Below are 26,108 nucleotides of genomic sequence, written 5' to 3' on the forward strand. Positions count from 1 at the left end.
CACGCTGTCTATCGTCGAAAGAAGAAGCTTTTTCTTTCAAATACTTGGGAAAGTCGGCCCACATACGCGCCGCCTAATGAATAGGCAAGATGCTTAAAAACCCTGCAAGCTCCAAATAATGCGCATCGAAGTGATAATGTGTTTTTTCAGGAAGCCGGGTATTTGCTGTAGAAACAGGTTCTGCATCATGAGAACTTAATTACATCGCGAAAGCTCATGGTTTCGGAGCAAGCAATGCCGGTAGTCGCAGCCCGCCCCGCAGCAAATCCAACGGTTTATGACAAAGATCGCGCCCTTGCGGGGGAGTATGGACCGGAAGTCCAAAAGGCCTTCGAGCTTTCCGTCTCGATGATTAAAGGAGATGCCGACAATAACGAGACGCTGTCAAAGCAAGAGATTGACGATCTTGGTGAAGAGGCCAATGGCGAATGGAGCCTTGCTGAAGGGCAGGACAGCACGAAGCTGGTGGAGGATTACGGGGGCAGCGATGGCGAACTGTCGCTCGACGAGATCGCGCAGGCTTATCTCGGTGGCGTGATCATAACCCCAGGGACCGGAACCGTGAACCGGCTCCGGCTGGGGAACGGCAGCTTCAATCCGCCCATCATGATCGCGGCCGTGGAAGGCGGGGACAATGTTCCCGGCATCGATGAGCGCGAGACCCGCATTCTGAAGGCCGCTTACGGCACGAATGGCGAACTCAGCGACGAGCAGCTCCAGAAGGCCGTCGATGATGGCGTCATCGTCCGCGACGGCGACAAATACAAGGACATCAATCTCGGCAAGATGCCGGCCGAGAACAAGGCGCGGGCCTTTTTCACCGGCGACAAGAACGGCGACGGCCTGATGACCGCCGAGGAATTTCATGATGGCATGGACTATATCTTCAGCAAGCACGCCCGCCTGAAGAGCCTCAGTCTGGACGACGCCCGCACCCTGGTGGACGCCTACGGCAAGGACGGCCTGATCAACGCCGAGCAGGTCAAGAAGGCGATGGACGACGGCTCGTTCATCGTCGAAGGCGGCCGGTCACCGCTGCGCAGCGGCTTTTCGCCCGACAAGAAGACCCTCTACGGCACGGTGAATTTCAAGAATCTGCCCGCCAAGCAGAACGCCTATATGTCGAAGGACGAAGACCATAGCGGCGGCCTCAACGTCAAAGAGCTCGGGGCCTTCTTCGATGAGCGGCAAGCGCGGCTCCTGATCGCCGCCTATGGCGAAAAAGGCGAGGTCAATGAAGACCAGATCAAGAAGATGCTTGAGGATGGGATCATCTACCGGGACGGCGAAAGCCTGAAGAACTTCAATCTCGGCAAGCTTCCGGACGACCGGTTGGCGAAAACATTCTTTGCATTCGACGACAATCACGACGGCACCATCAACGCCGAAGAGCTGGACAAGGCGACGGACGCGATCTTCCTCGACAACAAGCTGGTGGACGCGCAGCAGGCGCGCGTCCTGGTCTCGGCCTATGGCAAGGACGGCCTGCTCAATCTCGATCAGATGGGCAGCATCATCAAGGACGGCGTCATCACCGCGAAAGACGCCACGACGCGGCTTCGCTCCGGCACTACGCCGGACCGCGAGCGGCTCGAAGGCACCCTGGCCCTCGCCAAGATGCCCACCGAGAAGCTGCCCGGAGCCCTGATGGCCTATGACGGTAATCATGACGGGCGGCTGAATGCGGAAGAGCTGGATAATGCGACCGATGGGATTTCTCAAGGCGACGAAAAGCTGCTGACGAGAGACCAGGCGCAAATGATCGTCACGGCCATGGCCGACGACGGCAAATCGCTCACCGCCGAAGAAGTGAAGGCGATCGCGGACAGCAAGATCCTCACCACCTCGAACGGCAAGCTCGCCTTTGACGCGAACCGCATCAGCGACTACCTGTTCGCGAACCCGGACACGCCGACGCCGTGGAGCGAAGACTATTTCAAATATATCGGTGACGAAAAGCTCCCCGGCCAGCAGGGAACGATCAGCGATCTGTCCTTCCAGAAGCTTCTCGAGCAATATAAGGACGCGCCGAAAGACTCCAAGCAGCGTAAGTTTTACGACCTTATCCTGGCCAAACATCTCACGACGCAAGGCTGGTCCAACCCGGATCATTTCGATGCGCCGATTTCAGGCGACGAGTTCAGCCAAAATGTTCTCGATAAAACGAAGGTCGACGAAGAGCTTACAAAGCTGCTGAAGGACGGCGACTTCACCAAGACCATGAGTGAGGACTTGGCGAAAAAGACCAATGAGGTCATCGCCGAAAACTTCGTCATGATCGACGGCAAGATCACGCTATTCGACAAAAACAACGAGGCGCATAAGAACGCCCCTCGCGCCAGCGGCACCGGATGGGCCAAGGCCGCTCTCGCCTATACGCGCTCGGAGGAGGGGCGCAAGGAGTACCGGACCGGCACCCCCGAGGAGCAGAAGGCCTTCATCGAGAAATATTTCGGCGCCTTGGGCGGTTTGCTGCCGCCGGAAGATGTGCAGTCGGCCCTGGGCGAACTCGGCGTGGCCACGGCTGTCGACGCGATCGCCAACACCGATCTGAAAGACATCAGCGACGAAAACCTCGCTTCCTCGCTGCAGGTCGTCGGCCAGTACCTCATGAAGGCCCGCGGCCCGCTCAATCTGATCGGCAATCTGTCGAACATGACGCGGGAAGACTGGCTGTCGCTCGCGCGCGCCTTCAAATTGGCCGGCGCGACCGACAAGCTCGATTTCAAATCCGTCATGGACAAGCTGACGGACGGCAACGCCAAGAATTTCGTCAAGGCGATGGGCGCCACCGGCATGTGGGGCACGTTCGCGGGATCGGCCGGCATCGCCGGCGCCATCCTCACCTATGCCTCCGACGGCCCGGCACGCGATCGCCTGCTGGCGGGAGACCCGCGCGAGGTTCTCGGCCTCATGCAGAACATCTCGCTGGTCCTGTCCTATTCGACCAGCATGATCAAGGCGCCGACGGCGGCGATCGGCAAGCTGCTGAAGGCGGTCGGCTATAATGGGGTGGAAGATTTCTATAAGGACTTCAAAGACCTCCCCGGCTTCAGCGGCCTCGTCCAGTATTCCTCGCAGTTCCAGCCGTCATTCTCGGCCGTTGCCGATGCACTGAATGGCGTCGATCTGAAGGATAAGGCGGCGGTGACCGAGGCCCTGAAGAAGGTCAAGGCCGATTCGCTGCGGCTCTGGAACGACATCGGCTATGATTTCGACAAGCTGGCGGACCGGATCGTGGAGCATGCCAGAACCTTCGATACGACAGCCGTTTACGGCGACAAGGTCCCCAACACGACCGTTTTCTCGAATGAGGAGCGGCTTGGCTTCCTCTACGACATGACCGGCGTCGACGACAGTTATAAGGACTTCGTCCGGGCAAACCAAATTCTCGATCTGAAGGATCCGAAGGGTAAGGCCCCCGATGTCGCCGTGACCGACGAAGCGTCGCTGCGCACCAGGTTGCGGGCGGGCGGCATGTCGGAAGAGGCGATCAATCGCGTGGTGGGCGATCTGGATCTGCTCAGCCGGGATGGCGCGCCCCAGGCGACAGGCGAACGCAAGCTGATGCTGGACCGCTTCAAGGACTCCAAATTCATCTCGTCCCCGTCTGGAGCCAGCGCCGCGCAGACCCTGGTCGAAGGCTCCGTCGAGAAATTCCTGAATTCCAGCCCGGACGCCAAGCTGGCGCCGGTCAAGCTCGAGCGGGCGGGGGCGGGCCTGTTCGTGAAGTCGCTCGGCGCGGCGATGGACGTGATCGGCGGCGCGCTCGGCATTGCGACCGGCATCATGGACGTGGTGTCCGGCGCCGGGTCCGGCGACAAGCTGAAGATCGCGAGCGGCTCGTTCGGCATCGCTTCGGGCATCCTGGGCGGCTTGGGCGGCCTTGCCGGTTTTGGCGCGCTCGGCAGCATCGCGGCCGGGCCGCTGTTCATCGTGGCCGGCGTGTTCGGCGTGGTCAGCCTGATCCTCACGCTCGTCAACGGCGACAAGCATGAATCCGACCAGTTTGCCGACAGCATCCTGGATCGTTTTACGGATGACGGCGTGGTGAAGGACGGTGCGCACGACTATCTGAAGACCTGGTGGCTGAACCACACGACCGATTACGAAGACAGCGGCATCGCCTCCTGATCATCTCAGGCAAATGACCGCGAGGCGGGGGCCAATGGTCGCCGCCGCCTCCGGTGAATCCAGCCGGGTCTACAGCGTGCTCCTCAAAGATGCTGTTTCCCGCCTTAGCGGGAATGACAAAAAGAGGATACGCCGCGACTGACGTTCCATTTGAAATCACCCCGCCCAAGACCACGTATCCGAGTATTTTGGGGTCGTTCCGGGTTCCCGGAGATTATGACAGTTTTGCCAAACAGGGTTGTGGCTGGGGTGCAACGGCAAATAAGCGATTGAATTCTCCGCACATTACGCGGTTTATTGCATTTTCGTGTATGATATACAATTCATGATTGAATTTAAAATCATATGCTGGAACCCAGGGTTGCTACCAGCCCCTGTGCCCCTGCAATAGCGTGCCCCCGGTGATGGCCAACATCACGACGAGATCTTTGGGGGAATTCCGTGTTCAAATCGAGAGTCGTGTTTCTCGGCGCTGCCCTGCTGGCCGGTGCCATGTCGTCCGCGAATGCGGCTGACGTCTATTCGCGTGGCGAGAGCCTCAAGGACGGGGCTTACGACGCCCCAGCCATCCACTGGGCCGGCTTCTATGCCGGTATTCATGCCGGCGCCGTTGTCGGCGACGACACGACCTTTAACCTCGCTGTCACTGCTGGCGAAACGTTCACCACGCGCGAGCAAGGCGATGCCGAGAACGCCTTTCTGGCGGGTGTCCATGTTGGCTACAACTGGCAGCTTTCCAATATCGTGCTCGGTGTCGAAGGTGATATCAGCGCACTCGGCGGCAAGCGCGATGTCGAAGACCAAGGCTTTAAGCTTGCGGAGCAAGACGACAAATGGCTGGCAAGCATCCGCGGCCGTCTCGGCTATGCGGCTGGCCCCTTGCTGATCTATGGCACCGGCGGCGTCGCGTTCCTAAACGGTGAGCTGACATATCCGGACGGCACCAAGCCATTCGATGACAGCGTCACTGGCTGGGTCGCGGGCGGCGGCGTCGAGTACAAGCTGGACGGCAATTGGAGCCTGGGCGTGGAAGGCCTGTACTATGCCTTCGACGATGAGGCTACGGAGATCGGCGACGGCGGTATCCGTTTCGACCGGGACTATGATCGCGACTTCTGGACCGTCCGCGCCCGCGTAAGCTACCAGTTCGGCGACTACAACGACGAACCGCTCAAATAAGACCTGACGATTGCAGCAGCGAGAGGCGCGGCCCGCACGGCGCCGCGCCTCATGTCTTAGGACGCCGAGCATGAAGCCTGCCGCGCGGCCCTTTTGCCGATCCGGAAATCGAGCCGTGGCGGCTAGCGTCCTTCTCTGCTGTGCTTTGGGAACGCCGGTCCATGCAGGTGAGGTGACGATCGAGAACGGCGGGCCCCGCCAGTCCATCACCTTGCGCATTCGGGACGTCACTGTCGTTGGCGTCCTGCGCGAACTCCGCCAGACTTATGGCTTCGAGATCGCCGGTCTTGCCGAAGCCGATCAGGGCGAGGCGATTGCCGCGTCCATGTCGGGGAGCCTTTACGACGTCCTCGCCCGGCTCTTGCGCAACCGTGACCACGTCATCGTCCGGTCGGCCGAGAACGCATCGGGGGTGGAGAAGGTGATTCTGCTTGCGAAAGGCGGCAAGCCGCCGCCGGCAATCGGGGCAAACCCGCCTTCCAGTCATGATTGACCCGGCAGGCGTGCAATCCGGCCAGCGCTACTTTGCCAGACGCAGTTCATGCAAGGCGCCGTCCGCGCGCCGTAGCGATACCGCCGCCGCCCTGACATTGGCGATTTCCCAGGTCCCGATCACATCTCCGGCTTCGACGCGGATGTTGCGGCCATCGTCGCGATTCCTAAGCAAGGCGACAGCGCGGCCGCCATCCTTGATGACGCCGAGCAGAGTGTAATTCGGCGGTGCGGGCGGCGGCGGAGCGGGCGGCGCAATCGGAGGCGGCGCGGCAGCGGTCAGGTCCGGCGCGGGCGCAGGGCGGCGGCTCGGCGCGAAAAGCGGCCGCTCCACCGTTGCGCTCAGGCTCTCGATATCGAGCTCCGCCAAGGGGTTGTCCAAGCCGCCATCTGGCAGATGGATCGGCCTCGCGGCGGGAGCGTCCCGAGCGGGATTGCGGTCGATGGGCGAAAGCATCACCACCCCATTGCTGCTTCGGCTTTTTCCTTCATTGCCGGCTTGGCGCGCCCCTCGATCCAGCCAGAGAAGCAATCCCATGGCGAGGGCGATCAGGATGAGCCATGGCGCGCGGTTCTTCGTCATGGCCGCAAGGCTCCCGATTTCGGCGCGAAGCCGCTGACCTGCAACGTAACCTCAATCGGCCCGCCCGCGTCGGTCCGTGCCTCGCCGGAGGCGGCATGTGGCACGCGCATCGTGACGTCATCCACGAACAGCAGCGGCAAGCCGGTCTCGATGCGGTGCAGCAGCGTCCGCAGCCCCGCAATATCGATGCTGACCAGCAGGCTGAGCGACCGGCGCTCGAGGCCGCCGGCCTCCTCCGGCGGCAGGAGCTGATAGCTGCTCGCTGTCCCATTGGCGTCGGCGACCACGTCGTTCAGCATCTTCTGCAAACCGGCGCCGGCAATGCCCGTCGTCTCTCCGCTCAGCAACAGTCTCGCGGGATCGGCGAGTGACGCGCCCGGCGTGGTCGACCGGCGCGCTACCTGCGCTTCCAGGGCCGCCAGCAGGGCCCGGCTCTCTTCCAGCTCCCGGCTTCGTTGCGGCTGCTCCAGGAAGGGAAAGGCGGCGAAGCCTACCAGCAGCGCGAGCGACAGTCCGAGCAGTCCGAGCGCGAGAAGCCGGTCTTGAGCGCTAGCGGGCATCGCCATCTTCCTTCCGATTTGGAGCCGCGCCGGTGGCCTGCGCGGCGATGGTGAAGCTCTCCGTGCCGGCGGCGGCGTCGCGGGTGGTGGGCGCGGCGAATTCGACTTTTTCGAATTGCGGCGTGCCCTCGATCTCGCCGATCAGCGCGGTCACGTCGCCGGACTGGCCGAGCAGCCGGATCTGGCCGCCGCGCATCTCCAGCTCGGTCAGATAGGCGCCGTCGGGCAAAGCCCGGCTCAGAGCCTCCAGCAGGATGACGACAGCGGGTTCGCCGGCCTTGCGGGCGGTAAGCGGCGCGACGGCCTCGGCAAGCCTCGCGCTCTCGGCATTGAGGCTTTTCAACGCGGCGAGGCGGGTGCGAGCGGCGGCGATGCGCGCCTCAATCTCCTGAGCTTCTCCCGCGCTTCGCCAGCTTCCGACGAACCCAAGGCAGCCGGTGGCGAGCCCAGCGATCAGAAGCGCCAAAAAAATCCTGTGCAGCCGCTTCGCCGTCTTTTCGCGCGGATCGCGGACCAGGGACAGCAGCTCGATGCCGGTGCGCGCCGCTCCGGGGGCGGCGAAATCGACGACCGCGGGCGCAAAGCCCAGGGCGCGCGCTTGGGCTAGTCCGCCATCCAGGACGGTCCTGGTCGTGGCGACGACGCGGATGTCGAGCTGGTCGGGCGCATTGTTGGCGCTGCCGATGATCTCGAAGCCGTAGGAGGTCTCCTGCTGCGGCCACGGAACCAGGCGGCTCATCTGGTTGAGCAGCACCGGTTCCAGGACGTCGCTGGCGGCTCTCGGGATTTGCACGCGGCGTTCCAGCACCTGCTCCGGAGAGAGGCGCAGCACGACATATTGGCTGTCCTGCTGGCTCGCCGTAGCGCCGTTCCTGGCGATGACATCCATGCCGTTCTCCCCAAACAGCAAAAGGATGTCCCATGGTTTGGCTTTCAACGGCACCCTCGTCATCAGAGCGCTGAGGCCCATCAGCCACCAGCCATAGAGGCCCCGCAGTGCGCGAAGCGCATTCAGCATGGGCGTCATGAGCCTGGATCCTCATCGCCAAGAGGCATGTCTCTGACCGAAAGCAGGCGGTAAGGCGCGTCCTGGTCCAAACCGGTGGCGATGACGAACCGCTTGCCGAGCGCGAAAGCCTTCGCTGGCCAGCGCACCACGACGGACACAACAGAAGCCGGTCCGGGCTCGTTCGCCAGATAGCCGCTGGCCGCTTGCAGGCTCTGCGGAAGCAGATCGGGCGAACGCGTGCCGAGCTTGTCGCGCGCCATGAAGCGGTCGATATCCAGGGCGCTCAGCTTGGGAAGGCTGGCCAATACGGGCCGCGGCGCGGCGAACGGGTCGATACGGCCATCGCGGCTGTAGACGGTGACGTAAGGCTCAACGCGCCGGTAGAGCTCGGGCGTCATGCCTTCGATCTGGCGCAGATCGGTCACGTCCAAAAATGCCGCGTTGCCAACGGAGGTGGCGGGAGAACCGGCAGGCCCACCATCTCCGCTTGCGCGGCGACGCATGATGTTGTCGCGGAAGGGCTTCGCGGCATCCTCCGATCCGGTGGCCTGCGTGAACAGACCGAGCAACACCTCCTCCGGGCCCTGGTTGAGATCGACGAGGCCGTTCGGATCGTCAATGGCGATCGACAGCTCGGCCCCGGCGAAGGCGATGCGGTGCCATTTGCCGTCTGCCGGCCATGCATGGGCGGTGTCCTCGTCGATAAGCCGCGCGGCGGCGATCTCCAGACCCGCATCGAGCAATGCCTCGGTTCGCGTCAGCAGCACCTCGCTACTGACGAAGCTGGCCCCGCTGCGAACGGTTGCGCCCAAGGCCGAAACCAGCAGCGCGGCTGCCCCCACGATCCACAGAACGACGAGCAGCGCGAGACCGCGCTCCCCAGGTCGCCGGGCGTCGATGGTCGCGGGGTGCGTCATCTCGCGGCCTCATGCTGAGAGGCACCGTTTTGCGGGCGCAGCTCGCCAGCCGTTTTGGCACTGCACAGCTTGGCTTGAGGCGCGAGACAATCGAGTTCGGCGCTCGCGCGAATGCGGACGGTCATCGGTGGCACCGCCGGGACGCCCGCCGCCTCAAGCCTTATCAGATCGGGCAGACGCTCTGTGAACGGCCAATCGGCGTACCATGCCGTTTTGCCCGGCCCCGCGCGGCCATAGGCGAAGCGATAGGCGCGCTGCCTCTGAAGCAAGGGAACGCGGTTCGCTGGCGTCGCGCCTGGGAAGCGCTGCATATCTCGGACATATTGCGCGCGGGCGCGGATCAGGTCGAAGCCAGTGCCGTTGGGCGCAACCGAATAGTCGATGAAATAGAGGCCCGCCTGCGTGGGATGCGGCGGCTCGAGCGCGACGAAGCTCAGGCGCTCCGCCGTGCCGGAGAAAACGTAGGCCGGCCGCCCGCCCGATAGCATCGTGACGCGCTGAAGATTTGCGGCGTCGCGGGCGAGCAGGTCCAGGGCGCGCGCAGTCATATCGAGCGCTTCCATCCGGCCCGCATTGGCATCGGCATTCTTACCCAGCACGTGCAGCATGCCGCCGAGCAGCGCCATGATCGCGGCGAGCACCGTCATGCTGACGAGCAGCTCGATAAGCGTGAAGCCGTGCTCGTTGCCGCGCGCGCGCTCCATCACCCGGCCTCGCGCGCGGGACGCACCAGCTTGAGGCCGTGCAACTCGACCAGCCGTCCGCCGCTCCACGCAACCCTTACGCTGATGTGGTGCATCTGCCATTGCTGCTTGGACCGCAGGGACGCCCATGGCTCGCGCGCCGGAGAGACCGTTACGGACCACCGGAAAGCGCCATCCCTCCCTTCGGCAGGCAATGGCCCGGTGGCAGCCGGGCCGCCCAAGGCGTTCGCCAGCAGCGAATGGGCAAGGATGCGCGCGCGTCCATAAGCATCGGCCGCCCCCGCCGTCCGCAAGCCGGTCGATTGCGCCTGGAACAGGCTCACCATGGCAATGGCGAGGATCGCCAGCGCCGTCAGCGTCTCGAGCAGGGTGAAGCCGGCGCTAGGGTCGCCGGGCGCGGGGTGCGAGCGGCTGTTCAAGGTGTTGCCTGGGTGGAGACGCGGCCGGTGAGCCAATTGATGCGGACTTCATGATTCTGTACCCCCGACCGAAAGGCGAGCGTGGCGCCGCTGGAGCTGCCATTGGGATAGAAGCGGATGCGGGCGCGCGTCGGCGAGCGGGCCGCATCTTCTGCGGCGGTGACGGTCAGGCCGATCGGGGTCTTCACCAGGATCGGAGCGCGGTTGTCGCTGAAGCCGATGCGGCGCGCCGCCGTGTCGATGGTCGCGACGCGCTGGGTCTGCGTCGCCATGGCGAGCGCGCGCAGGTCGCGCAGCCGCGACGCGGTCTGCCGCGCCAGCGCCTTGACCTCCTGTCCTGGCGAGGCCGACCGATAAAGCAGCGGGACGGCGCCGAGGACCAGCACGATGATGGCCATCACCACAAGCAGTTCCAGCAGGGTGAATCCGCTGCTTTTGTCGGTCGCTGGTGCGCGCTCGGCGAGTGCCATTGCGGGCCTATAACCAGCTCATGACGTCTTGGTCCTCACCGTCGCCGCCCTGCTGATTGTCCGCGCCGAAGGAATAAATATCGAACCGCCCCGACTGGCCGGGCGTGCGGTAGTGATAGGGCCGGCCCCAGGGATCGTCGGGAACCTTGTTCTTCTGCAGATAGGGGCCGTTCCAGCTCGCCAGATTGCCAGGGCGTTCGATCAGCGCGCCCAGCCCCTCGCGCTCGGTCGGATACCGGCCGATGTCGAGCTTGAACAGCTCCAGCGAAGTGCTGATGCTCTCGACCTGGACCTTGGCGGTTTTGGTGCGCGAGCTGCCGAGATATCCCATCACCCTCGGCGCGACGAGCCCCGCCAGCAAAACGAGGATGACCATCACCACCAGCAGTTCGATGAGCGTAAAACCGGCTTCGCCCGTGCGCGCGCCGCTTTGCCGCAATGAAGATAGGTTCAACACCACCGCTGGTCCCCCCGGGCTAGAGCGCAAGGTCATTGATGCTGATGACAGCGCTGAGAATGGAAATGATCACGGTTGCAATAAACCCGCTGACCAAAAGAATTATGACAGGCTCGAGCAGGGTCAGCGTCCGCTGCACGGAGGTGTCGAGCTTGTCCTCGAACAGATCGGCCATGTGCAGCAGCGACCGCGTGAGGCCGCCGGTCTCCTCGCCGACCCGCAGCATGTTGATGACCACCGGCGGAAACAGGCCCGAATGCGCCAGCGGATCGATGAAGCTGCGGCCCTTGCGCAGATTGTCATAGGCCCGCTCCAGCGCAGCCGCCGCCGAACGGTTGCCGCTGACGTCGCGGACGAGACGCATCGCGACCGGCAGCTCCACCCCGTTCTCCAGCAGCACGCCGAGCGTGCGGCAGAAGGCGACCGTCAGGCTCAGCCTGACGATGTGGCCGATCAGCGGGAGGCGGAGCAATGCCGTCTCGGTTGCCTCGCGGGAGGAGGGTTGCCGCATGAGCAATGTCAGCCCGGCTGCCCCGGCACAGAGGGCGAGGAGCAGCATCACGCCGTTGGCGATCAGCCAGTCCGACATCGCGAAAACGGCGGCGGCGGCGGCCGGGGCCTCGGAGCCCGCCTGCATCACCATCTCCTTGAAGCGCGGCACCACGAATACGAGCATCAGCACTACGGCGGCAACGGCGACCGTGACCAGCAGCGCGGGATAAAGGCTCGCCGAGAGCACCTTGCCGCGCAGCTTTTCGGCGCGCTGGCGGCTCTGTGCGATGCGCTCCAGCACGGCGTCGAGCGTGCCGCTCGCCTCGGCGATGCGCACCATGTTGGTGTAGACAGGCGGGAAGACGCCGCCCTGCGCGGCCATCGCCTCATACAGGCTTTTGCCGCCGCTGATCTCAGCGTGCAGGCGCATGACGAGCTGCGACAGGGATTTCGAGCCCGCATCCGTTGCCAGCAGTTGCAGCGAGCGGTCGAGCGGCAGGCCGGCCTTGAGCAGCATGGCCAGCTCATGCGTGAGGAGTGTGAGCTGGCTGGAGGAAGGCCGCCCGGAAAACCCGGTCATGCCCGGCGCCGGAGCGGGTTTGCGGGTCTCGCTCACCTCCACCGGAAAATGGCCGAGCGTCTGGAGATGGGCGAGCACGCTGTCGCGGCTGTCGCCTTCCATCTCGCCGGCAAGCTTACCGCCGGAGCGGTCGAGCGCGGTGTAGCGGAACAGTTTCACGCTGTGCCTCGCGTGATCAGACATCGAGCGCCACGCGCCGGACTTCCTCCGGCGTCGTGATGCCTTGCATGCATTTCGACAGGCCGTCGGCGAGCATCGGCGTCATGCCGCGTCGGCAGGCTGCCGCGTGGATGTCGCCCGGCCGGCTGTCCGGCTGGATCAGCTTGCGGATCTCCTCGTCGACGTCGAGCACTTCGGCGATGACGATGCGGTCATTGTAGCCGGTGCCGGAGCAACGCTCGCAGCCGACCGCGCGCCAGAGCTGTTTCGTCCCCTCCGCTGCGTGCTCGGCTTGCCTGCAATGTATGCACAGCACCCGGACCAGCCGCTGGCCGATCACGCAGCGCAGGCAGGAGGCCAGCAGGAAGGCGTCGATCCCCATGTCGAGCAAACGGGGAATGGCGCCTGCGGCGGTGTTGGTATGCAGCGTGCTCAGCACCAGATGGCCGGTCAGCGCGGCGTGGATGCCGATGGCGGCCGTCTCGCCGTCGCGCATCTCGCCGACCATCAGCACATCGGGATCGTGCCGCAGGAAGGAGCGCAGCGCGGCGGCAAATGTCAGCCCGATCTCGGGCATGGCCTGGGTCTGGTTCACCCCGGCGATCTCATACTCGATCGGGTCTTCGATCGTCAGGATCTTGCGGTGGCCCTGGTTGAGCACGGAAAGGGCGGTCGCGAGCGTCGTGGTCTTGCCGCTGCCCGTTGGTCCCGTCACCAGGACGAGTCCGTAAGGGGCTTCGAGATTGCCGCGCACGATCTCCTCGTCGCGCTTGGAAAAGCCGAGCCGGGCGAAATCGAGCGTGCGCCTGACATTGTCGAGCAGGCGAATGGCGACGGTTTCTCCATAGATGGTCGGCATGGTGGCCACCCGCAAGTCGAGACGGTGCTGCTCCAGCCGGATGCGTGCCCGGCCGTCCTGCGGCAGGCGGCGCTCGGCAATGTTGAGGCCGGAGAGGATTTTTACGCGCGAGACAATGGCCTTCGCCATGGCGGCGGGCGGAGCGGCGACGTCGCGCAGCATGCCGTCGATGCGCATACGGACCGTCAGCCGCCCGTCGAACGGCTCGATATGGATGTCGGTGGCGCGGGCATGAACGGCATCCTGGAAAAGCTGGTTCACATAGCGGACGACCGGCGTGCCGAGTGCGATGTCCCGGAGATGCTCGACATTCTCGTCGGAGCTCTGCGACGCAGCATCGTCCTGCCAGAGCTGAGGCTCGGCGGCGTCACGGGTCAGGCGCTCGATGGCGGATTGAATATCCTCGGCGGCGGCGACCACGGGACGGACGGGCCGCTGCAGAGCCAGCCGCACCGCCTTGATCGTACCGGCGTCCGTGGGGTCGGCCATTGCCAGCAGCACGCCGTCGCCATCATCGCCGAGCGGCAGCACATTGTTGTCGCGCAAGAAACTGCGGGAGAGCCGGCTGAGATCGAAGGAAATATTGCTCCACTGCTCGTCCGCCGCGAGCGGCAGGCGGTAATGCTCGGCGAGCAGGCGCGGCAGGGCCTCGGGCTCGACGAGCGACAGTTTGCGCAGGACGGGAACGAGCCGTTCGTCCGCATCGGCGCACAGCCCGAGCGCCTTGTCGAGATCGGCGGGCGACAAGAGGCCGAGCGCCAGCAGATGCTCCCCGAAACCGGATGGAAGAATCGGAACTGTCATAATGGCGTGTGGCCCCCTGCCTATAATCCAACCCTACACCGCCAATCGTAATGGCGATGTGACAGGGGGATTGGCCTAGCAGAGAAGGATTTTGGAGCCGGTGCTCAGCCCGCGGCTCCATGGGTGTGCCCGGCACCTGCCGGGCATGGGGGCAATCAGCGTGGGTTCATCACAACAGCCGGAAACGGCGCCTGCGGCAGAGTACGAGTGGAACCCGGCCGATGATTTGGGGGCATAAGGCGTTTCTGGCGGTCCTTGCCTGCATGTTCGTGGGCGGCTGCTCCTCCTTGGGCAAAGCCCCGGACCTCGTCGACCAATTGGCGAGCGCGGACCTCTCCGCACGCGGCCAGCAGCCGACGCCGTCCCGCACCGAGTTCGCGAGTGACGACCGTTCCGCCGACGCGGGCGCGGAATTTCCCGGCAGTGACCAGACTGTCGCCAGGCGCGCCGAGGTTAAAGGCATAGCCAAAGGCAACAACGGCTATGAGCTGAATTTCAGCGATGCCGGCCTCGCCGACCTCACCAAGGTGATCCTCACCGACACGCTGCAAATTCCATTCGTCTACGATCCGCGCGTGCAGGGAACTGTCACGCTCTCGACCGGCGGACCGGTGAGCCGTGCCGAACTCCTCACCATTCTGGAAACCGTGCTCGCGATGAACCGGGGGGCGCTGATCGCGGAGGGTCCGGCCTACCGGATCGTCCCGGCGACAGGAGGCCGCGCGCCCGGCGCCAATGTCGACTACGTTGCCGAACGGCGCCGGATCGGGCCGGGCTTTGGCGTCGCCATTTTGCCGCTGAAATTCATCTCCGCCGACACCATGATCCGGATGCTCGGCTCGTTCGCGGGCGACGAGAATGCTGTTCAGGCGAATGTCCATAAGAACCTGCTGATCCTGCGCGGCTCCAGCCAGGAGCGCCAGTCGCTCATCGACGTTGCGACCATGTTCGACGTCGACTGGATGAAGGGCCAGTCCGCAGGCATCTATGTGCTGAAAAGCGCCGCTCCGTCCGAGATCATCAATGAACTGCAAGAGGTCTTCCAGGCCGAAGGGCAAGGCAGCGGGCTGATCAAATTCCAGCCGGTCAACCGCCTGAATGCCGTGCTCGTCCTGACGCAGAAAAAGGCCCTGCTGGAGAATGCCGGCAAATGGATCGCGCGGCTCGACCGCAGCAGCGCGGAGGGCGATAGCTTCTATGTCTACCGGGTCGAGAACGGCAAGGCCAAGGATCTGGCGAAAATGCTGAACGCGATGTTCGGCAGCGGCAATGGCGGAACGGTGCGCGCCGCCGAGGAAACGGAGGTCGCGCCGAATAAGGCGGCGACGCGGATCGGCACCTCGGATAATGGCAGCCTGGGCGCGGCCTCCGGCGGCGGCGATCCGCAGCATGGCCAGTCGCCGCAGCGGTCTGCGCTGGCTGGCGGCGACGCTGCCTCCGGTTATCCGCAGCCCGATGGCGAAGCGGCGTTCTCCGCCGAGAACGTCTCCTCCGGCGCGATCCGCATCGTCCCGGATGACATCAACAACAAGTTGCTGATCCGGGCGCCCGGCCGGACCTATCGCAAGATCCTCGGCGTGCTCAACCGGATCGACCGGGCGCCGCTGCAGGTGCTGATCAATGCCACGCTCGCCGAGGTCACGCTCAACGACTCGCTCGAATACGGCGTGCAGGTGTTCCTGGAAAAGCGCAAAGGCCGTTACGGGGCGCTCGGCTTCAGCACCGGCTCGACCATGGGCATCGCGCCGACCCTGCCGGGCCTGAATTTCGTGCTGGGATCGGCGGCGAACTCGCCGCAGCTCATCATCGACGCCATCGCCTCGGAGACGAATGTGCGCGTGGTGTCCTCGCCCTCCGTGGTGGTGCTGCACAATCAGACGGCGACCTTGCAGGTCGGCGACGAAGTGCCGATCGCCACCCGGCAGATCGCCAACGCCACCGAGTCGAATGCGCCGCTCATCAATGAGATCAAGTTCCGCGATACCGGCGTGATTTTGAAGGTGACGCCGCGCATCAACACCAATGGGCTCGTCACGATGGATATCGAGCAGGAGATCAGCTCTGTGGTGAACAGCACCACCAGCGGCGAAGGCGGAACGCTAACGCCGACGATTTCGCAGCGCCGCATCTCCAGCATGATCGCCGTGCAGCATGGCCAGATGGTCGTGCTCGGCGGTCTGATCAGCGAGCAGGTCGACAAGGAGAAAAGCCGCGTGCCGGGACTGCAGAAGATCCCCTATCTCGGCGACATCATCGGCGACAATTCCAGCAAGAAGGTGCGCAAGGAGCTGATCGTTTTTCTGCAGCCCAAGATCATCGCCGGATCGGGCGACGCCAGCCATGCCGCCGAGGAGCTCCGGTCGCGCATGCAGTTTCTTGCCCCGTCCAACGGGGCGCCCGGTGGCAGGCAGGAAGCAGCGCAGTTCAAATAGCGTAGGCGAGAGCGGCGTCCTGCAGGAAGCCGGCGGCCTGGGCGAACCAAACCACCCAGATCGCGGGGGCGAGAAAGGCGCCGAAAGGCACCGGCGTGATGGCCGTGACGGCGGCGCGGCCGCTCGCCTTCATGACGAGGACGGCCCCGATCGCCGCCACGCAGGCGAGCAGCATTATGGTGGGAAGGCCGGCAAAGCCGCTCCAGGCTCCGGCGACGGCGGCGAGCTTCACGTCGCCGAGCCCCAGCCCTTCACGGCCTCGAAGCGCGGCATAGGCCCACCTCAGCGCGAAGAGCGCGAAGGCCGCCACCAGCGCCGCGCCGAGATGCTCGGCGATGGCGTCGTCGGGCGGGACGCCGAGCCAGCCCGTTGCCAGAAGCCCTGCGGGGATCGCGGGAAGAGACAGGATGTCGGGCACGATGAAATTGCGGGCGTCGGAGATGGCAATCGCGGCCATCGCCGCCGCCAGAAGGCAGGAGGCGAGGGCAGGGGCCGGATCGAGCAGCGCAAAGGATAGCGCCAGGATCGATGCGCCGATGGGCGCTCCCAGCAGCGCGGCGCGCCACCCCGGTCCGCGCTGCGCGCCCTCATCGGCCAGCATCGGTTCTCCCCTGATCCGTTGTGTCGGTCAATCTAAGCGCCCCGCATCGCATTATCGTGACGCGCCGCCGTTATCCGGCTGTCATCTCGGGAGGCTAGGAATTGACCATGCCGCCCTCCGCTCGGCCCACGCGGTCTGGAGGCCCCTTGCAACCGCCCAACCTTGCGAATGCTCATGGATGAAGTCGTTGGACTGTTTCCCACACCGTTCCTGATCGTCGGCAAACTGCTGGACGGCGGCCTCGTCGCCTCATGCCTGGAGGACGCGCTCCAGTCGCGGAAGGCCGCAAACGCCCAGACGGGGCTCCTGTCGCATTCCGAGCCCGTCAATCCGCAGACCAAGCCGGCCTATGCCCAGATCGCCCGCCTCATCGCGCCGAAGCTGGTGGAGTTCGGCGCGGTGCTGTTCGGCGAACGCCTCGCCTGGACGGTCAAGGAAATGTGGGTGAATGTGCTTGAGACCGGCGGCCATCAGCTCATCCACACCCATGCCAATAGCTTCATCTCCGGCGTGATCTATCTGACGCCGTCGCACCCGTCCGCCCGTACGGTGTTCCATAAGAATATCGGCGGCACGAATTTCATCTTCCGCCATGCCGGTCCCAATGTGCAGATGGGGCCGTTCAACGCCGACAAATGGCAGATGCCCGAGGTCGAGCCGGGCGCGATGGTGCTGTTCCCGAGCTATCTGCTGCATGAGGCGCCGGTCAATAAGGGCGGCCAGCGCGTCACCATCGCGTTCAACGCAATCCCCAACAGCCTGGACAGTTGGGGCTACCGGGTGAATTTCGCCTAGGAATGCCGCGCCCCTGGCTCAGGCGAGAGCCGTGCCCAGCATCATCACGCCGATGGCGAAGATCCAGCTTCCGAGCGCGCGCAGGGCGATGCGGGCGGCGCTCCATCGGCGCGTGACGAACGCGCCGGCGGCGGCGGTCAGCAGGATCATCAGATAGCCCGCCATGACAACGCCGGGCGCGAACAGCACCGGGTTCGTCGTCGCCGCCATCGCCGTGCCGTTCACATAGCCATGGCTGATGCCCAGCGCGCAGGCGATGACCGCGAAGGCCGCGGCCGACAATGGCAGATCGAGCGCCACCAAACCGCCAAGCACCAGGATGGACACCAGATTGGCCGTGCCGAAGCCGGGCAGCGCCGGCATCGCCGCATCGAGCGTCACGCCGATGGCAAGGCCGGCGGGAAATGCCAGCAGCGCCCAGCGCCCCGCTTGCGGCCGCGCGGCCATCAGCAGGCCGAGCGCCAGCCACGGCACGATATGTTCCAGCGAGGTGACGGGATGCAGCATCCCGTCATAGAAGTCGCCGAAGCGGGTGCTCACCAGATGAGCCTGCGCCGTGCCTGGAAAGAGCAATGCGCAAGCGAACACGCCCGCGAGACGGCCGATGTGCCGCGTCATGCCGTCAGGCCTGCGGAGGCCGCCAGGAAATAGCAGCCGACCGCCGCGATCAGCAGCCCGCATGCCCGAACGAGATGCGCGCCGGCCGGCAATTTGATCAGCAGGCCGATCACGATGCCGCACAGATGCAAGAGGCCCGTCGCGGTCACGAAGCCGACGCCATAAGCCAGCGGATTGGCGGCCTCGGGCAGTTCCAGCCCATGCGCATTGCCATGGAAGACGGCAAAAGCGGCAACGATAACCCCAGCGATCGCGAGCGGCGGGCGGATGGAGAAGGCGACCATGAGGCCGAGCACGATGGCGGAGGCGGCGATGACGATCTCGGTCAGCGGCAGCGCCACGCCCATGACGCCGAGGATGCCGCCGACGGCCATGACTGCCGGAAAGGCGATCGGCAGCACCCAGATCGCCGGATTGCCGAGTTGCGCGCCCCAAAGGCCAACCGCCACCATCGCCACGAGATGATCGGGACCGAAGAGCGGATGCGAAAAACCGCTTACGAGGCCGCCCGCGACGCCGGTCTCGGTATGGGCGAAGGCCGTATCGGCGGCAAAGGCGACGAGCGCCAAGGTGGCGGCGAATAGGGTTGGTGAATGTCTCGACATGGCTTCCCCCTCAGGACGTAAACATCATGCTCATCCGGCCAAGGAACCAGAACATCGCAATCCCTCCGATGGCGTAGGCCGGGACCGGATCGAGCCGGCGGTCGAAATGCACCATCATCGTGCGGTGTCCCCACTGGACGGCAAGAACGACGGCGACGAAGGCGATTTGCCCGATCTCGACGCCGATATTGAATGACAGGAGCGCCAGCACGATGCTGTCCTGCGGCAGGCCAAGCTTGGTCAGGGCATTGGAAAAACCAAAGCCGTGCAGCAGACCGAAGGCGAATGCGACGACCCAGGGATGCCGGACGGTGAGGCCGATCTGCCCGCGCTGCAGCTTGATGATTTCCGCCCCGACGAAGACGATGCTGAGCGCGATGGCCGCGTTGACGGCGCGCTCGGGCACGCCGACCCAGCCGAGCGTCGCGGCGGCGAGGGTGAAGGAATGGGCGATGGTGAAGGCGGTGATCGTCTTCAGCAACATCCAGCGCGAGCGCACCAGCCAGATCAGGCCCAGCACGAACAGCAGATGGTCGACGCCGAGCAGGATGTGCTCGAAGCCGATCAGGATATAGGCCCGCATGAGATCGGCGAGGGCCGCGAGGCTGCTGCCGCCGCCAGGGCCGAAGGCGACGCTGGGGCTGCCGGGGGTCAGGGTATAGGCCTGCGTTTTCTCCCCCGCGCGGGTGAATTGGATCACCACGCCGGAATAGCGCTGGTCGAGCTGCTCGACGCTCAACATGCCGACGAGCCCGCGCGACCCGCAGTCGAGTAGCGGCGCCTCATAGGTGCAATGCGGCGGGAAGACCGCCGTGGGCGCCGGCAGGCCCTTGTCGGACTGGAAGATCCATTGTGCGTAGTAGCGGCCCGCCGTCTCCTGCTTGATGCGCAGCACCGCGATCGGCGTCTCATGCGCGTAAGCCGCGCCGGCGATGGCAAGCAAGGCCATCCAAAGGAGGGCAAGGAGGGCTGCGCCTCGTCTCATGAGGGCTGCCCGGGCTTGGCGGTGGCGACGGTGGGGGCGGCTTCTAATGCATCAGCCGGGTTGGGCACCTCGGCCGGCTGGATCTCCAGATATTTCATTCCCGGTCCGGTGACCGTGTAGCGCTTGCGCATCTCCCTGATCGCCTCGAAGGCGGCGGCGGTCTTCTGCATGCCCTCCCAATCGGCCCGGACATTGGCCTTGATCGTCTCATAGGTGGCGGGGACGGCCGGATGCACGGCATCGAGGCGGACGACATGCCAGCCGAGCGGCGATTGCACGGCGCGCCATTGCGGCGCCCGTTCGGCAAGGAGGGCAACGGCAAAGCTTTCGCCGAACATATCGGCGATGTTTTCGCGGCTGCGCTCGCCATAGCTGCGGAGCTGGTCGGCGTAAGGCGCGGCGACCGGCTCGCCATCAGACGCGGGCAGCGCCTTCTCTGCCGCCTCGCGGGCCCCCGCGTCACCCGCCACCAGCGCCTGGCTGAAATCATAGCGCTCTGGCACCTCGTAGCGGGAACGGTTGGCCTCGAACCAGGCGCGCAGCTCCTCCTCGGAGGGTGGCGATACGACGATATTGTTGAGCACCACTTCGCGCATTTTCAGGATCAGGCGCGAGTGGATCATCTCGTCGCCCTTGTCGAGCCCCATGGTCAGGGCCTCGCGGTAATAGACCTCGTTTTGCAGCCAGCGGTGGACGAGCATCGAGACCTCCGCCTCGGTCGGCTCGCGGCCTTGCCCTTCCCGGAAAAGAGAGACGAGAGACTTTTCGACGCCCGCGTCCAGGCGGATGACGTGCCGCTCGTCCGCCTGCCAGCGCAGGTAGGCGTCGACCGCGAAGATGAGCAGCCCGAGCACCGCGAAATGCAGCAGCGGTTCCCGCAGCAATGAGGACCTGTTCATGAGCGACAAGATCTCCGGGTTCGCGGTGCAGGGGTTTCGATCGGGTTCGGGCACGGATTCGATCCGGCTATAGCAAGCGTGAAGTCGCAGTCAATGTAATTTCATGTCGTAAAAATTTTACATTTGCGCAACCGCAGCAATGCGACTCCAGCACTGACCCATCCCGGTGTAATGCCAGAGGATTTTGAACTTTCATATAATTTTCATGAAGCCGTTACCTTGGGTGCCTAAAAGTGCATTCGCATTGATCTCGCAATTGAGTGACAGGCTGATGTCAGTCGCGCTCCGGGCGAGGTGGGATCGCATGTCGGTAGAAGGGGGTACACAGAATGAAAGACGTGAAAGACGTGCAACTCGGGAGCGCCAGCATCATTGCGCTGGCGTCAGCGCTCGCGCTGGCGGCGCCGGCCTCGGCCCAGACGGCCGGGAGCAACTCGTTCCAGAGCAAATATACGGCGGCGGGCAATTACATGTCCGGCGACTTCCACAATCACACCACCTGCTCGGACGGCGCGACCTCCGTGCAGACGCTGACGCAGAAATCGCTGACCTATCTCGACTGGTTCATCCAGTCCGATCACAGCGGCACCGGCGACCGCGATTGCCGCTTCGACGATTTCGCCTCCGGCCAGCGCAAGCTGTGGGTGGAGACGGTCGGCGCGGCCGCCATCAAGGGCGATCCCAAGCCGTCGGGTAACGCCATGTGGCGCTGGCAGAGCCTGCAGGAATACCAGTTCCCGGTTCATGTCCAGCAGCGCAACCTGGCCAACAAGCCGGTCTTCGCCGGCATGGAATGGGTGGTGCCCGCGCATGAGCATACGTCCAGCTCGGTAATTGCCGGCCAGTATGACGCGGCCAACCCGAATGCCGCCGCGCTCGCTCAGTTCGAATATTGCTTTGCCGTCTCCAGCAACGACACCAGCCAGGGCGGCGGCCAGGGCTGGACCTGCGAGATCAGCGCCGACAACAACGCCAAGCTCGTCAACCGCTTCGCGACCGACCCCAATCAGGGTCCGGCCAATTACAACGGCACGCTCAGCACACGCGGCATCAACACCGCCGATGACGGCGACCATGTCAAGTCGACCGCCGCCGTTCATTGGATGCAGCAGAAATATCCGGGCCAGAGCTATGTCGTGCCGGCTCACCTGGAGCGCGCCGGCGCCTTCGTCCCGGCCCAGAACCGCGGCTTCAATGTCGAGCATCTGCGCGACTGGAACAACGCCTCGCCCGACATCGCCTTCGGCATGGAAAGCCAGCCGGGCCATCAGGCGTCCGACAATCGCGGCGAGTATAGCGCCGGCCGCAGCCCCAACGGTTCCGCCGGCCAGTGGACCTATGGCGGAACGGGCTGCTACGCCGCCGCCGAATCCGCACGGCCGGGTCTGGATTTCAACGGCCAGCCGCTGACCGTGGCCGATTTCGCCGCGAGCGGCCGCTTCCCCGATATTCCAGACAACGCCAATCCTGCCGGTGTGACGCTCTGCAAGCCGGGCATCCGCACCATGTGGGACGCCATGCTGTCGGAAGGTCGCCGCTATTGGTTCTTCGCCTCGTCCGACTGGCACAGCCGGGGCAGCTTCGCGCCGTTCGACGTCGCCTCGACCAACGACTTCTGGCCGGGCGAGTATCAGAAGACCTGGACCTTCGTGCGCAAGGGCAGCGAGACCAACCCGAACCCGTCCCAGGACATCGTCAATGGCCTGCGCAGCGGCAACAGCTTCGTCGCCATGGGCGATCTGATCGACCAGATGCAGTTCAAGGCCTGCGTGGCGACCTCCTGCGCCACCATGGGCGAGACGCTCAAGGTCCGCCGGGGCGCCGATGTGCTGATCACCCTGTCGATCCGCGATCCCGCGGGCGCCAATCTCAGCCCCTATAGCTTCAACAATCCGGCGCTGCTGCCGCTCGGCATCCAGCTCCCGATCAACAAGCCGGAAGTCGCGCAGGTCGACCTGATCCAGGGCGATGTGCACGCGCCCTACGATCCGGTGCAGAATTTCGACCAATATCGCGACCCGCTGGCTCCCGCGACGACCAAAATCGCCGCGACCTGGACCAAGAATGGCGGGCTGCGCTGGACCACCAACGGCGAGTATAAGACGATGGCTTTCGCCCTGCGCGGCGTCACCACCGACAAATATATCCGCGTTCGCGGCAGCAACCTGCCGGCCGGCACGCCCTTCAAGCGTGACGCCGACGGCAACCCGCTCGCCGACAATATCGGCTCGGCCAACATCCGTTGCGCCGACGCGGCTTGCCCGACCCATGTCGCCGGCAAGTTCGACTTCGACGTGGAAGGCTGGAGCGACCTGTCGTTCTTCGGCAATCCGATCTTCATCGACGTGCAATAGGCCGCGCCGCTCCGGCGGGGTCCATCACGCGATGAGCGTTTGATCATGGGGGAGGGGGCTTGGCTCCCTCTCCCCTCGCTTTTTAGGATTGTCGTCACCGTCGCCCTTCTCCAACCGGGGAGGCGCGATAAGCCAGATCGGAATGCCGTGAGCCGACCTACCTCTCTCCCGCTGCTGCATGCGCTGTTGTGCCTGTCCGGATTTGCCGGGCTCGGCTATGAGATCGTCTGGGCGCGGATGCTCGCGGTCGGGCTGGGGCACGAGATCGTTGCCGTTCTCGCCGTCATCGCAGCTTTCTTTTCCGGCCTTGCACTGGGCGCCTATGTGCTCGACAGGGCGATTGCGCGGACGTCTTACCCGGGGCGCTGGTATGCGGGCCTCGAGCTGGCAATTGGAGCTTGGTCGCTTGTGCTGACCAGCCTCATCCCGCTGGCGAACCGTTTCGCCGCGACGCTGATCGGAACGGACCCGTCGCCCGTCTACCACTGGACGGTCGCCTTTGCCCTGCCGTTTTTCATCCTTCTTCCCGCGACCTTCGCCATGGGTGGAACGCTGCCTGCGATGGAGCGGCTGCGGGCCCAGTTTGCGCGGAGCGGGCGCGAGGTCGGCGGCCTCTATGCGGCCAACACGTTCGGTGCCTTCGCCGGCACGCTGCTGACGATGTTCCTGATCGTTCCGCAACTCGGCATCAGCGGCACGCTGCTCGTGCTCGCTGCCGCGAATGTGCTCTGCGCGGCAGCGGTCTTGATGATCGCGCGTCGGAGCGAGACCGCCGCGACCGAGCCTGACGCACAGGGCGAAGCCGGGACACCCGCTCCGCGCCTCTGGATCATGCTGTTCGCGACGGGGCTGATCGGCATCGGCTATGAGGTGCTGGCGATCCGCGTGCTGGCGCATGTGATGGAGAACACGGTCTACACCTTCGCCTCGGCCTTGTCCGTGTATCTGCTCGGCACGGCCCTCGGTGCGGCCGCGTATCAGCGCTTCGGACGGAGCTGGAGCGTCGAGGGCGGCCTGTCCGGCCTGCTCCCGGCGGCCTGCGCGGCCTGTCTCGCCGGCATCCTTGCGCTTCACGCGGCTCCTGCTGTCTATGATGGGCTGCTTTCCGTTTTCCGCCGGACATTCGCGGGCTCGGTCGCCGCCGAACTCGGCGTGGCGATGCTGGTCTTCCTGCCGCCGACGATTGTCATGGGCGGCCTGTTCAGCCATCTCGCGCAGGCCGCGCGGGGGCTAGACGGCGGCCTTGGCCGGGCGCTGGCCATCAACACTCTAGGCGCCGCCGCCGCGCCGCTCCTGTTCGGCGTCCTCTTGCTGCCCTGGGCCGGACCGCGCCTTGCCCTGGTCGCCGTCAGCCTCGCTTACCTGCTGCTGCTGGCTCCGCTGCCGGGGCTGCGCTTCGGGCTGATGCCTGGACTGGCGGCCACTGCCGCGCTGGCGCTCGCGCTCATGCCGCTGGACCTGAGCTTTGTCACGGCGCCTCAGGGAGGACGCATCATTACCCATGTGGACGGCGTGCTCGCCTCGGTCAGCGTCGTTGCCGATGCCCGGGATGAACGCTACCTCAAGGTCGACAATCATTTCCGCATGGGCAGCACCGCCTCCGCCTTCTCCGACCGGCGCCAATCCTATCTGCCGTTGCTGCTGCACCCCAACCCTCAAAGAGCGCTGTTCCTCGGCATCGGTACGGGCGGGACCTTCGCAGGCGCCGCCGATTTTCCGGGCCTGCGCGCCGATGGCGTCGAACTCGTCCCCGAAATCCTTCCGCTGCTGCGCTATTTCGAGCCCGCCACCGGCGATCTGACGCGGGCGCCTGGTCTGCACCTCGCCGTCGCCGATGCCCGCCGCTACGTGCAGGCGACGCCGGAGCGCTACGACGTGGTCATCGCCGACCTTTTCCATCCGGCGCGCGACGGCTCGGGCTCGCTTTATACGCAGGAGCATTTTGCCGCGATCCGCGCCCGCCTCGCCGAGGACGGGCTGTTCTGCCAATGGCTGCCGCTGCACCAGCTCGACCTGGAGACGCTTGCCGTGATCGTGCGGACCTTCCAATCCGTCTTTCCCGATGCCTCCGCCTATCTGGCGCATTACAGCCTGCAAACGCCGCTCCTCGCTCTGATCGGCGGCAGAAAGCCTCTGCGCGTCACGGCTGACGCCCTCGAAAGGCGGCTCGCCGAGCCCGCGCTGCGCCAGAAACTTGCGGCGCTGAGGCTGGACACGCCTTATGCGCTGCTCGGGACGTTCGCAGCCGGCGCCGATGATCTGCACGCCTTCGCTGGCAATGGGCCTCTCAACACCGACGACCGGCCGCTGGTTGCCTTCCACGCGCCCTCGACCGTCTACAGGCCGATGGGGCCGCCGAGCGAGCGGCTTCTTGCACTCATCGACCGTTTCAAGCCGCAGCCCGGCCAGATCCTCGGCTCCACGACGAGCGGCGATCTGACGGCTCGGCTTGCGGCCTATTGGGAAGCGCGCAACCAGTTCCTGAAGGCCGGCATAGGCGTGGACCCGACGCAGGACATCCGCAAAATGGTCGAGAGGGTGCGTCAGCCACTCCTGGCGGCCGTGCAGAAAAGCCCCGATTTCGATCCCGCCTACATGCCACTGCTGTCCTTGGCCTCGGCCCTTGCCGGCGTCGACCGCGACGGCGCCCGGCGGCTTCTGACCGACCTCGCCAATGCCAACCCGGCGCGCGAAGAGGCAAAGTCTCTCCTCAGGCAACTCGCGCCAGCGCACCCGTAAGGCATTGCTCGAACTTGAAGGCGAAGGCCTGACATCTGGCTTAGCCGCGCGCGACCGGCCTGTCGCTGGGCGGGTCGGAGAAACCGCATCTCCCCGCACCCAACTCAGGATGCGACCGTGGAGTCCGGCTGATCGTACCTGGGATCGTGCTCGCCATCGCCGTCGAGACCGTAACCTTCAGCGTCGGGGCCCCGGTCTCCAGATTGGCCGAATCCCGATGACACGGACGCGATAATGGCGCTTTTTTCTGCAGCGGACCGCT

At 64.9% G+C, this 26,108-nt stretch carries 22 protein-coding genes; 7 read left to right on the forward strand and 15 right to left on the reverse strand.

From position 1 onward, the window contains the following. Positions 1 to 348 precede the first annotated feature (348 nt). The 3 genes from BLEFHOIH_RS09730 to BLEFHOIH_RS09740 all read left to right on the forward strand — a co-directional run bounded on the left by BLEFHOIH_RS09730 (position 349) and on the right by BLEFHOIH_RS09740 (position 5,806). Positions 349 to 4,134, forward strand: a complete 3,786-nt coding sequence (locus BLEFHOIH_RS09730) for a hypothetical protein (protein ID WP_170937087.1) — start codon at positions 349 to 351, stop codon at positions 4,132 to 4,134. A gap of 441 nt (positions 4,135 to 4,575) precedes the next feature. Then, positions 4,576 to 5,313 (forward strand): outer membrane beta-barrel protein, encoded by a 738-nt coding sequence (locus BLEFHOIH_RS09735; protein ID WP_125461645.1) that lies wholly within the window; start codon positions 4,576 to 4,578, stop codon positions 5,311 to 5,313. Between the two features lie 172 nt (positions 5,314 to 5,485). Further along, on the forward strand, positions 5,486 to 5,806 hold the full coding sequence (locus BLEFHOIH_RS09740) for a hypothetical protein (protein ID WP_088344853.1): 321 nt from the start codon (positions 5,486 to 5,488) through the stop codon (positions 5,804 to 5,806). A 27-nt stretch (positions 5,807 to 5,833) separates the two neighbouring features. On the opposite strand, the gene BLEFHOIH_RS09745 is transcribed toward BLEFHOIH_RS09740, so the two are convergent. The 10 genes from BLEFHOIH_RS09745 to BLEFHOIH_RS09790 are packed head-to-tail and all read right to left on the reverse strand — an operon-like array spanning position 5,834 to position 13,818. Continuing rightward, positions 5,834 to 6,388, reverse strand: coding sequence for a hypothetical protein (locus tag BLEFHOIH_RS09745; RefSeq protein ID WP_088344855.1), 555 nt, complete (start codon positions 6,386 to 6,388; stop codon positions 5,834 to 5,836). Beyond that, complete coding sequence (gene gspM / locus BLEFHOIH_RS09750; protein ID WP_125461646.1) at positions 6,385 to 6,948, reverse strand: type II secretion system protein GspM; 564 nt, start codon at positions 6,946 to 6,948, stop codon at positions 6,385 to 6,387. Before gspM ends, BLEFHOIH_RS09745 begins: the two co-directional genes overlap by 4 nt. Next, the gene (locus BLEFHOIH_RS09755; protein WP_088344859.1) at positions 6,938 to 7,975 is read right to left on the reverse strand and encodes a PilN domain-containing protein; all 1,038 of its coding nucleotides are present in this window, start codon (positions 7,973 to 7,975) and stop codon (positions 6,938 to 6,940) included. Before BLEFHOIH_RS09755 ends, gspM begins: the two co-directional genes overlap by 11 nt. Continuing rightward, positions 7,972 to 8,874, reverse strand: coding sequence for a type II secretion system protein GspK (locus tag BLEFHOIH_RS09760; protein ID WP_088344861.1), 903 nt, complete (start codon positions 8,872 to 8,874; stop codon positions 7,972 to 7,974). The genes BLEFHOIH_RS09755 and BLEFHOIH_RS09760 overlap by 4 nt, the downstream gene beginning before the upstream one ends. Then, positions 8,871 to 9,578 carry a prepilin-type N-terminal cleavage/methylation domain-containing protein gene (locus tag BLEFHOIH_RS09765; protein WP_170937088.1) on the reverse strand — a complete coding sequence of 236 codons (708 nt, stop codon included), beginning with the start codon at positions 9,576 to 9,578 and terminating at the stop codon, positions 8,871 to 8,873. The genes BLEFHOIH_RS09760 and BLEFHOIH_RS09765 overlap by 4 nt, the downstream gene beginning before the upstream one ends. After that, a complete protein-coding gene (locus BLEFHOIH_RS09770) occupies positions 9,578 to 9,997 on the reverse strand; it encodes a prepilin-type N-terminal cleavage/methylation domain-containing protein (protein ID WP_170937089.1) in 420 nt (139 codons plus the stop codon). The genes BLEFHOIH_RS09765 and BLEFHOIH_RS09770 overlap by 1 nt, the downstream gene beginning before the upstream one ends. After that, positions 9,994 to 10,467, reverse strand: a complete 474-nt coding sequence (locus BLEFHOIH_RS09775) for a prepilin-type N-terminal cleavage/methylation domain-containing protein (RefSeq protein ID WP_088344867.1) — start codon at positions 10,465 to 10,467, stop codon at positions 9,994 to 9,996. Before BLEFHOIH_RS09775 ends, BLEFHOIH_RS09770 begins: the two co-directional genes overlap by 4 nt. A 7-nt stretch (positions 10,468 to 10,474) precedes the next feature. Then, a complete protein-coding gene (gene gspG, locus BLEFHOIH_RS09780) occupies positions 10,475 to 10,924 on the reverse strand; it encodes a type II secretion system major pseudopilin GspG (protein ID WP_348626041.1) in 450 nt (149 codons plus the stop codon). A 19-nt stretch (positions 10,925 to 10,943) separates the two neighbouring features. Continuing rightward, positions 10,944 to 12,179, reverse strand: a complete 1,236-nt coding sequence (locus tag BLEFHOIH_RS09785; protein ID WP_088344871.1) for a type II secretion system F family protein — start codon at positions 12,177 to 12,179, stop codon at positions 10,944 to 10,946. Continuing rightward, on the reverse strand, positions 12,172 to 13,818 hold the full coding sequence (locus BLEFHOIH_RS09790) for a GspE/PulE family protein (RefSeq protein ID WP_088344873.1): 1,647 nt from the start codon (positions 13,816 to 13,818) through the stop codon (positions 12,172 to 12,174). The genes BLEFHOIH_RS09785 and BLEFHOIH_RS09790 overlap by 8 nt, the downstream gene beginning before the upstream one ends. Positions 13,819 to 14,039: 221 nt before the next feature. On the opposite strand from BLEFHOIH_RS09790, the gene gspD reads away from it, so the two are divergent. Then, positions 14,040 to 16,250 (forward strand): type II secretion system secretin GspD, encoded by a 2,211-nt coding sequence (gene gspD, locus BLEFHOIH_RS09795; protein ID WP_170937090.1) that lies wholly within the window; start codon positions 14,040 to 14,042, stop codon positions 16,248 to 16,250. Here the strand turns inward: gspD and BLEFHOIH_RS09800 are convergent. Further along, a complete protein-coding gene (locus BLEFHOIH_RS09800) occupies positions 16,243 to 16,851 on the reverse strand; it encodes a prepilin peptidase (RefSeq protein WP_088344877.1) in 609 nt (202 codons plus the stop codon). The genes gspD and BLEFHOIH_RS09800 overlap by 8 nt on opposite strands. A gap of 174 nt (positions 16,852 to 17,025) precedes the next feature. Between BLEFHOIH_RS09800 and BLEFHOIH_RS09805 the strand changes: the two genes are divergently transcribed. Further along, on the forward strand, positions 17,026 to 17,646 hold the full coding sequence (locus BLEFHOIH_RS09805) for a putative 2OG-Fe(II) oxygenase (RefSeq protein ID WP_088345158.1): 621 nt from the start codon (positions 17,026 to 17,028) through the stop codon (positions 17,644 to 17,646). Between the two features lie 18 nt (positions 17,647 to 17,664). Here BLEFHOIH_RS09805 and BLEFHOIH_RS09810 read toward each other — a convergent pair whose 3' ends face one another. From BLEFHOIH_RS09810 to BLEFHOIH_RS09825, 4 genes are read right to left on the reverse strand one after another with little or no spacing between them, the layout of a single operon-like run. Then, positions 17,665 to 18,264 carry a HupE/UreJ family protein gene (locus tag BLEFHOIH_RS09810; RefSeq protein ID WP_170937091.1) on the reverse strand — a complete coding sequence of 200 codons (600 nt, stop codon included), beginning with the start codon at positions 18,262 to 18,264 and terminating at the stop codon, positions 17,665 to 17,667. Further along, complete coding sequence (locus tag BLEFHOIH_RS09815; protein ID WP_088344880.1) at positions 18,261 to 18,869, reverse strand: HupE/UreJ family protein; 609 nt, start codon at positions 18,867 to 18,869, stop codon at positions 18,261 to 18,263. The genes BLEFHOIH_RS09810 and BLEFHOIH_RS09815 overlap by 4 nt, the downstream gene beginning before the upstream one ends. 10 nt (positions 18,870 to 18,879) lie before the next feature. Further along, complete coding sequence (locus BLEFHOIH_RS09820) at positions 18,880 to 19,854, reverse strand: HupE/UreJ family protein (protein ID WP_088344881.1); 975 nt, start codon at positions 19,852 to 19,854, stop codon at positions 18,880 to 18,882. Next, on the reverse strand, positions 19,851 to 20,753 hold the full coding sequence (locus BLEFHOIH_RS09825) for a peptidylprolyl isomerase (RefSeq protein WP_088360705.1): 903 nt from the start codon (positions 20,751 to 20,753) through the stop codon (positions 19,851 to 19,853). The genes BLEFHOIH_RS09820 and BLEFHOIH_RS09825 overlap by 4 nt, the downstream gene beginning before the upstream one ends. A 329-nt stretch (positions 20,754 to 21,082) precedes the next feature. Between BLEFHOIH_RS09825 and BLEFHOIH_RS09830 the strand changes: the two genes are divergently transcribed. Both BLEFHOIH_RS09830 and BLEFHOIH_RS09835 read left to right on the forward strand, forming a co-directional pair. Beyond that, the gene (locus tag BLEFHOIH_RS09830; RefSeq protein WP_088344885.1) at positions 21,083 to 23,107 is read left to right on the forward strand and encodes a hypothetical protein; all 2,025 of its coding nucleotides are present in this window, start codon (positions 21,083 to 21,085) and stop codon (positions 23,105 to 23,107) included. A gap of 147 nt (positions 23,108 to 23,254) precedes the next feature. After that, entirely contained in the window at positions 23,255 to 25,846 is a 2,592-nt protein-coding gene (locus BLEFHOIH_RS09835) for a fused MFS/spermidine synthase (RefSeq protein WP_088344887.1), read from the forward strand. The last annotated feature ends 262 nt before the right edge of the window (positions 25,847 to 26,108 follow it).

This window comes from Rhodomicrobium sp. R_RK_3, assembly GCF_002198715.1.
Lineage (GTDB): Bacteria > Pseudomonadota > Alphaproteobacteria > Rhizobiales > Rhodomicrobiaceae > R-RK-3.

Excerpts from the sequence above, each read along its gene's own strand:
- BLEFHOIH_RS09810 (WP_170937091.1), bottom strand. The coding sequence starts at position 18,264 with ATGACGCGGCACATCGGCCGTCTCGCGGGCGTGTTCGCTTGCGCATTG.
- BLEFHOIH_RS09830 (WP_088344885.1), top strand. The coding sequence starts at position 21,083 with ATGAAAGACGTGAAAGACGTGCAACTCGGGAGCGCCAGCATCATTGCG.
- BLEFHOIH_RS09775 (WP_088344867.1), bottom strand. The coding sequence starts at position 10,467 with ATGGCACTCGCCGAGCGCGCACCAGCGACCGACAAAAGCAGCGGATTC.
- BLEFHOIH_RS09790 (WP_088344873.1), bottom strand. The coding sequence starts at position 13,818 with ATGACAGTTCCGATTCTTCCATCCGGTTTCGGGGAGCATCTGCTGGCG.
- BLEFHOIH_RS09800 (WP_088344877.1), bottom strand. The coding sequence starts at position 16,851 with ATGCTGGCCGATGAGGGCGCGCAGCGCGGACCGGGGTGGCGCGCCGCG.
- BLEFHOIH_RS09765 (WP_170937088.1), bottom strand. The coding sequence starts at position 9,578 with ATGGAGCGCGCGCGCGGCAACGAGCACGGCTTCACGCTTATCGAGCTG.
- BLEFHOIH_RS09805 (WP_088345158.1), top strand. The coding sequence starts at position 17,026 with ATGGATGAAGTCGTTGGACTGTTTCCCACACCGTTCCTGATCGTCGGC.
- BLEFHOIH_RS09785 (WP_088344871.1), bottom strand. The coding sequence starts at position 12,179 with ATGTCTGATCACGCGAGGCACAGCGTGAAACTGTTCCGCTACACCGCG.
- gspM (WP_125461646.1), bottom strand. The coding sequence starts at position 6,948 with ATGCCCGCTAGCGCTCAAGACCGGCTTCTCGCGCTCGGACTGCTCGGA.
- BLEFHOIH_RS09745 (WP_088344855.1), bottom strand. The coding sequence starts at position 6,388 with ATGACGAAGAACCGCGCGCCATGGCTCATCCTGATCGCCCTCGCCATG.
- BLEFHOIH_RS09820 (WP_088344881.1), bottom strand. The coding sequence starts at position 19,854 with ATGAGACGAGGCGCAGCCCTCCTTGCCCTCCTTTGGATGGCCTTGCTT.
- BLEFHOIH_RS09815 (WP_088344880.1), bottom strand. The coding sequence starts at position 18,869 with ATGTCGAGACATTCACCAACCCTATTCGCCGCCACCTTGGCGCTCGTC.
- BLEFHOIH_RS09755 (WP_088344859.1), bottom strand. The coding sequence starts at position 7,975 with ATGACGCCCATGCTGAATGCGCTTCGCGCACTGCGGGGCCTCTATGGC.
- gspD (WP_170937090.1), top strand. The coding sequence starts at position 14,040 with ATGATTTGGGGGCATAAGGCGTTTCTGGCGGTCCTTGCCTGCATGTTC.
- BLEFHOIH_RS09730 (WP_170937087.1), top strand. The coding sequence starts at position 349 with ATGATTAAAGGAGATGCCGACAATAACGAGACGCTGTCAAAGCAAGAG.
- BLEFHOIH_RS09825 (WP_088360705.1), bottom strand. The coding sequence starts at position 20,753 with ATGAACAGGTCCTCATTGCTGCGGGAACCGCTGCTGCATTTCGCGGTG.
- BLEFHOIH_RS09760 (WP_088344861.1), bottom strand. The coding sequence starts at position 8,874 with ATGACGCACCCCGCGACCATCGACGCCCGGCGACCTGGGGAGCGCGGT.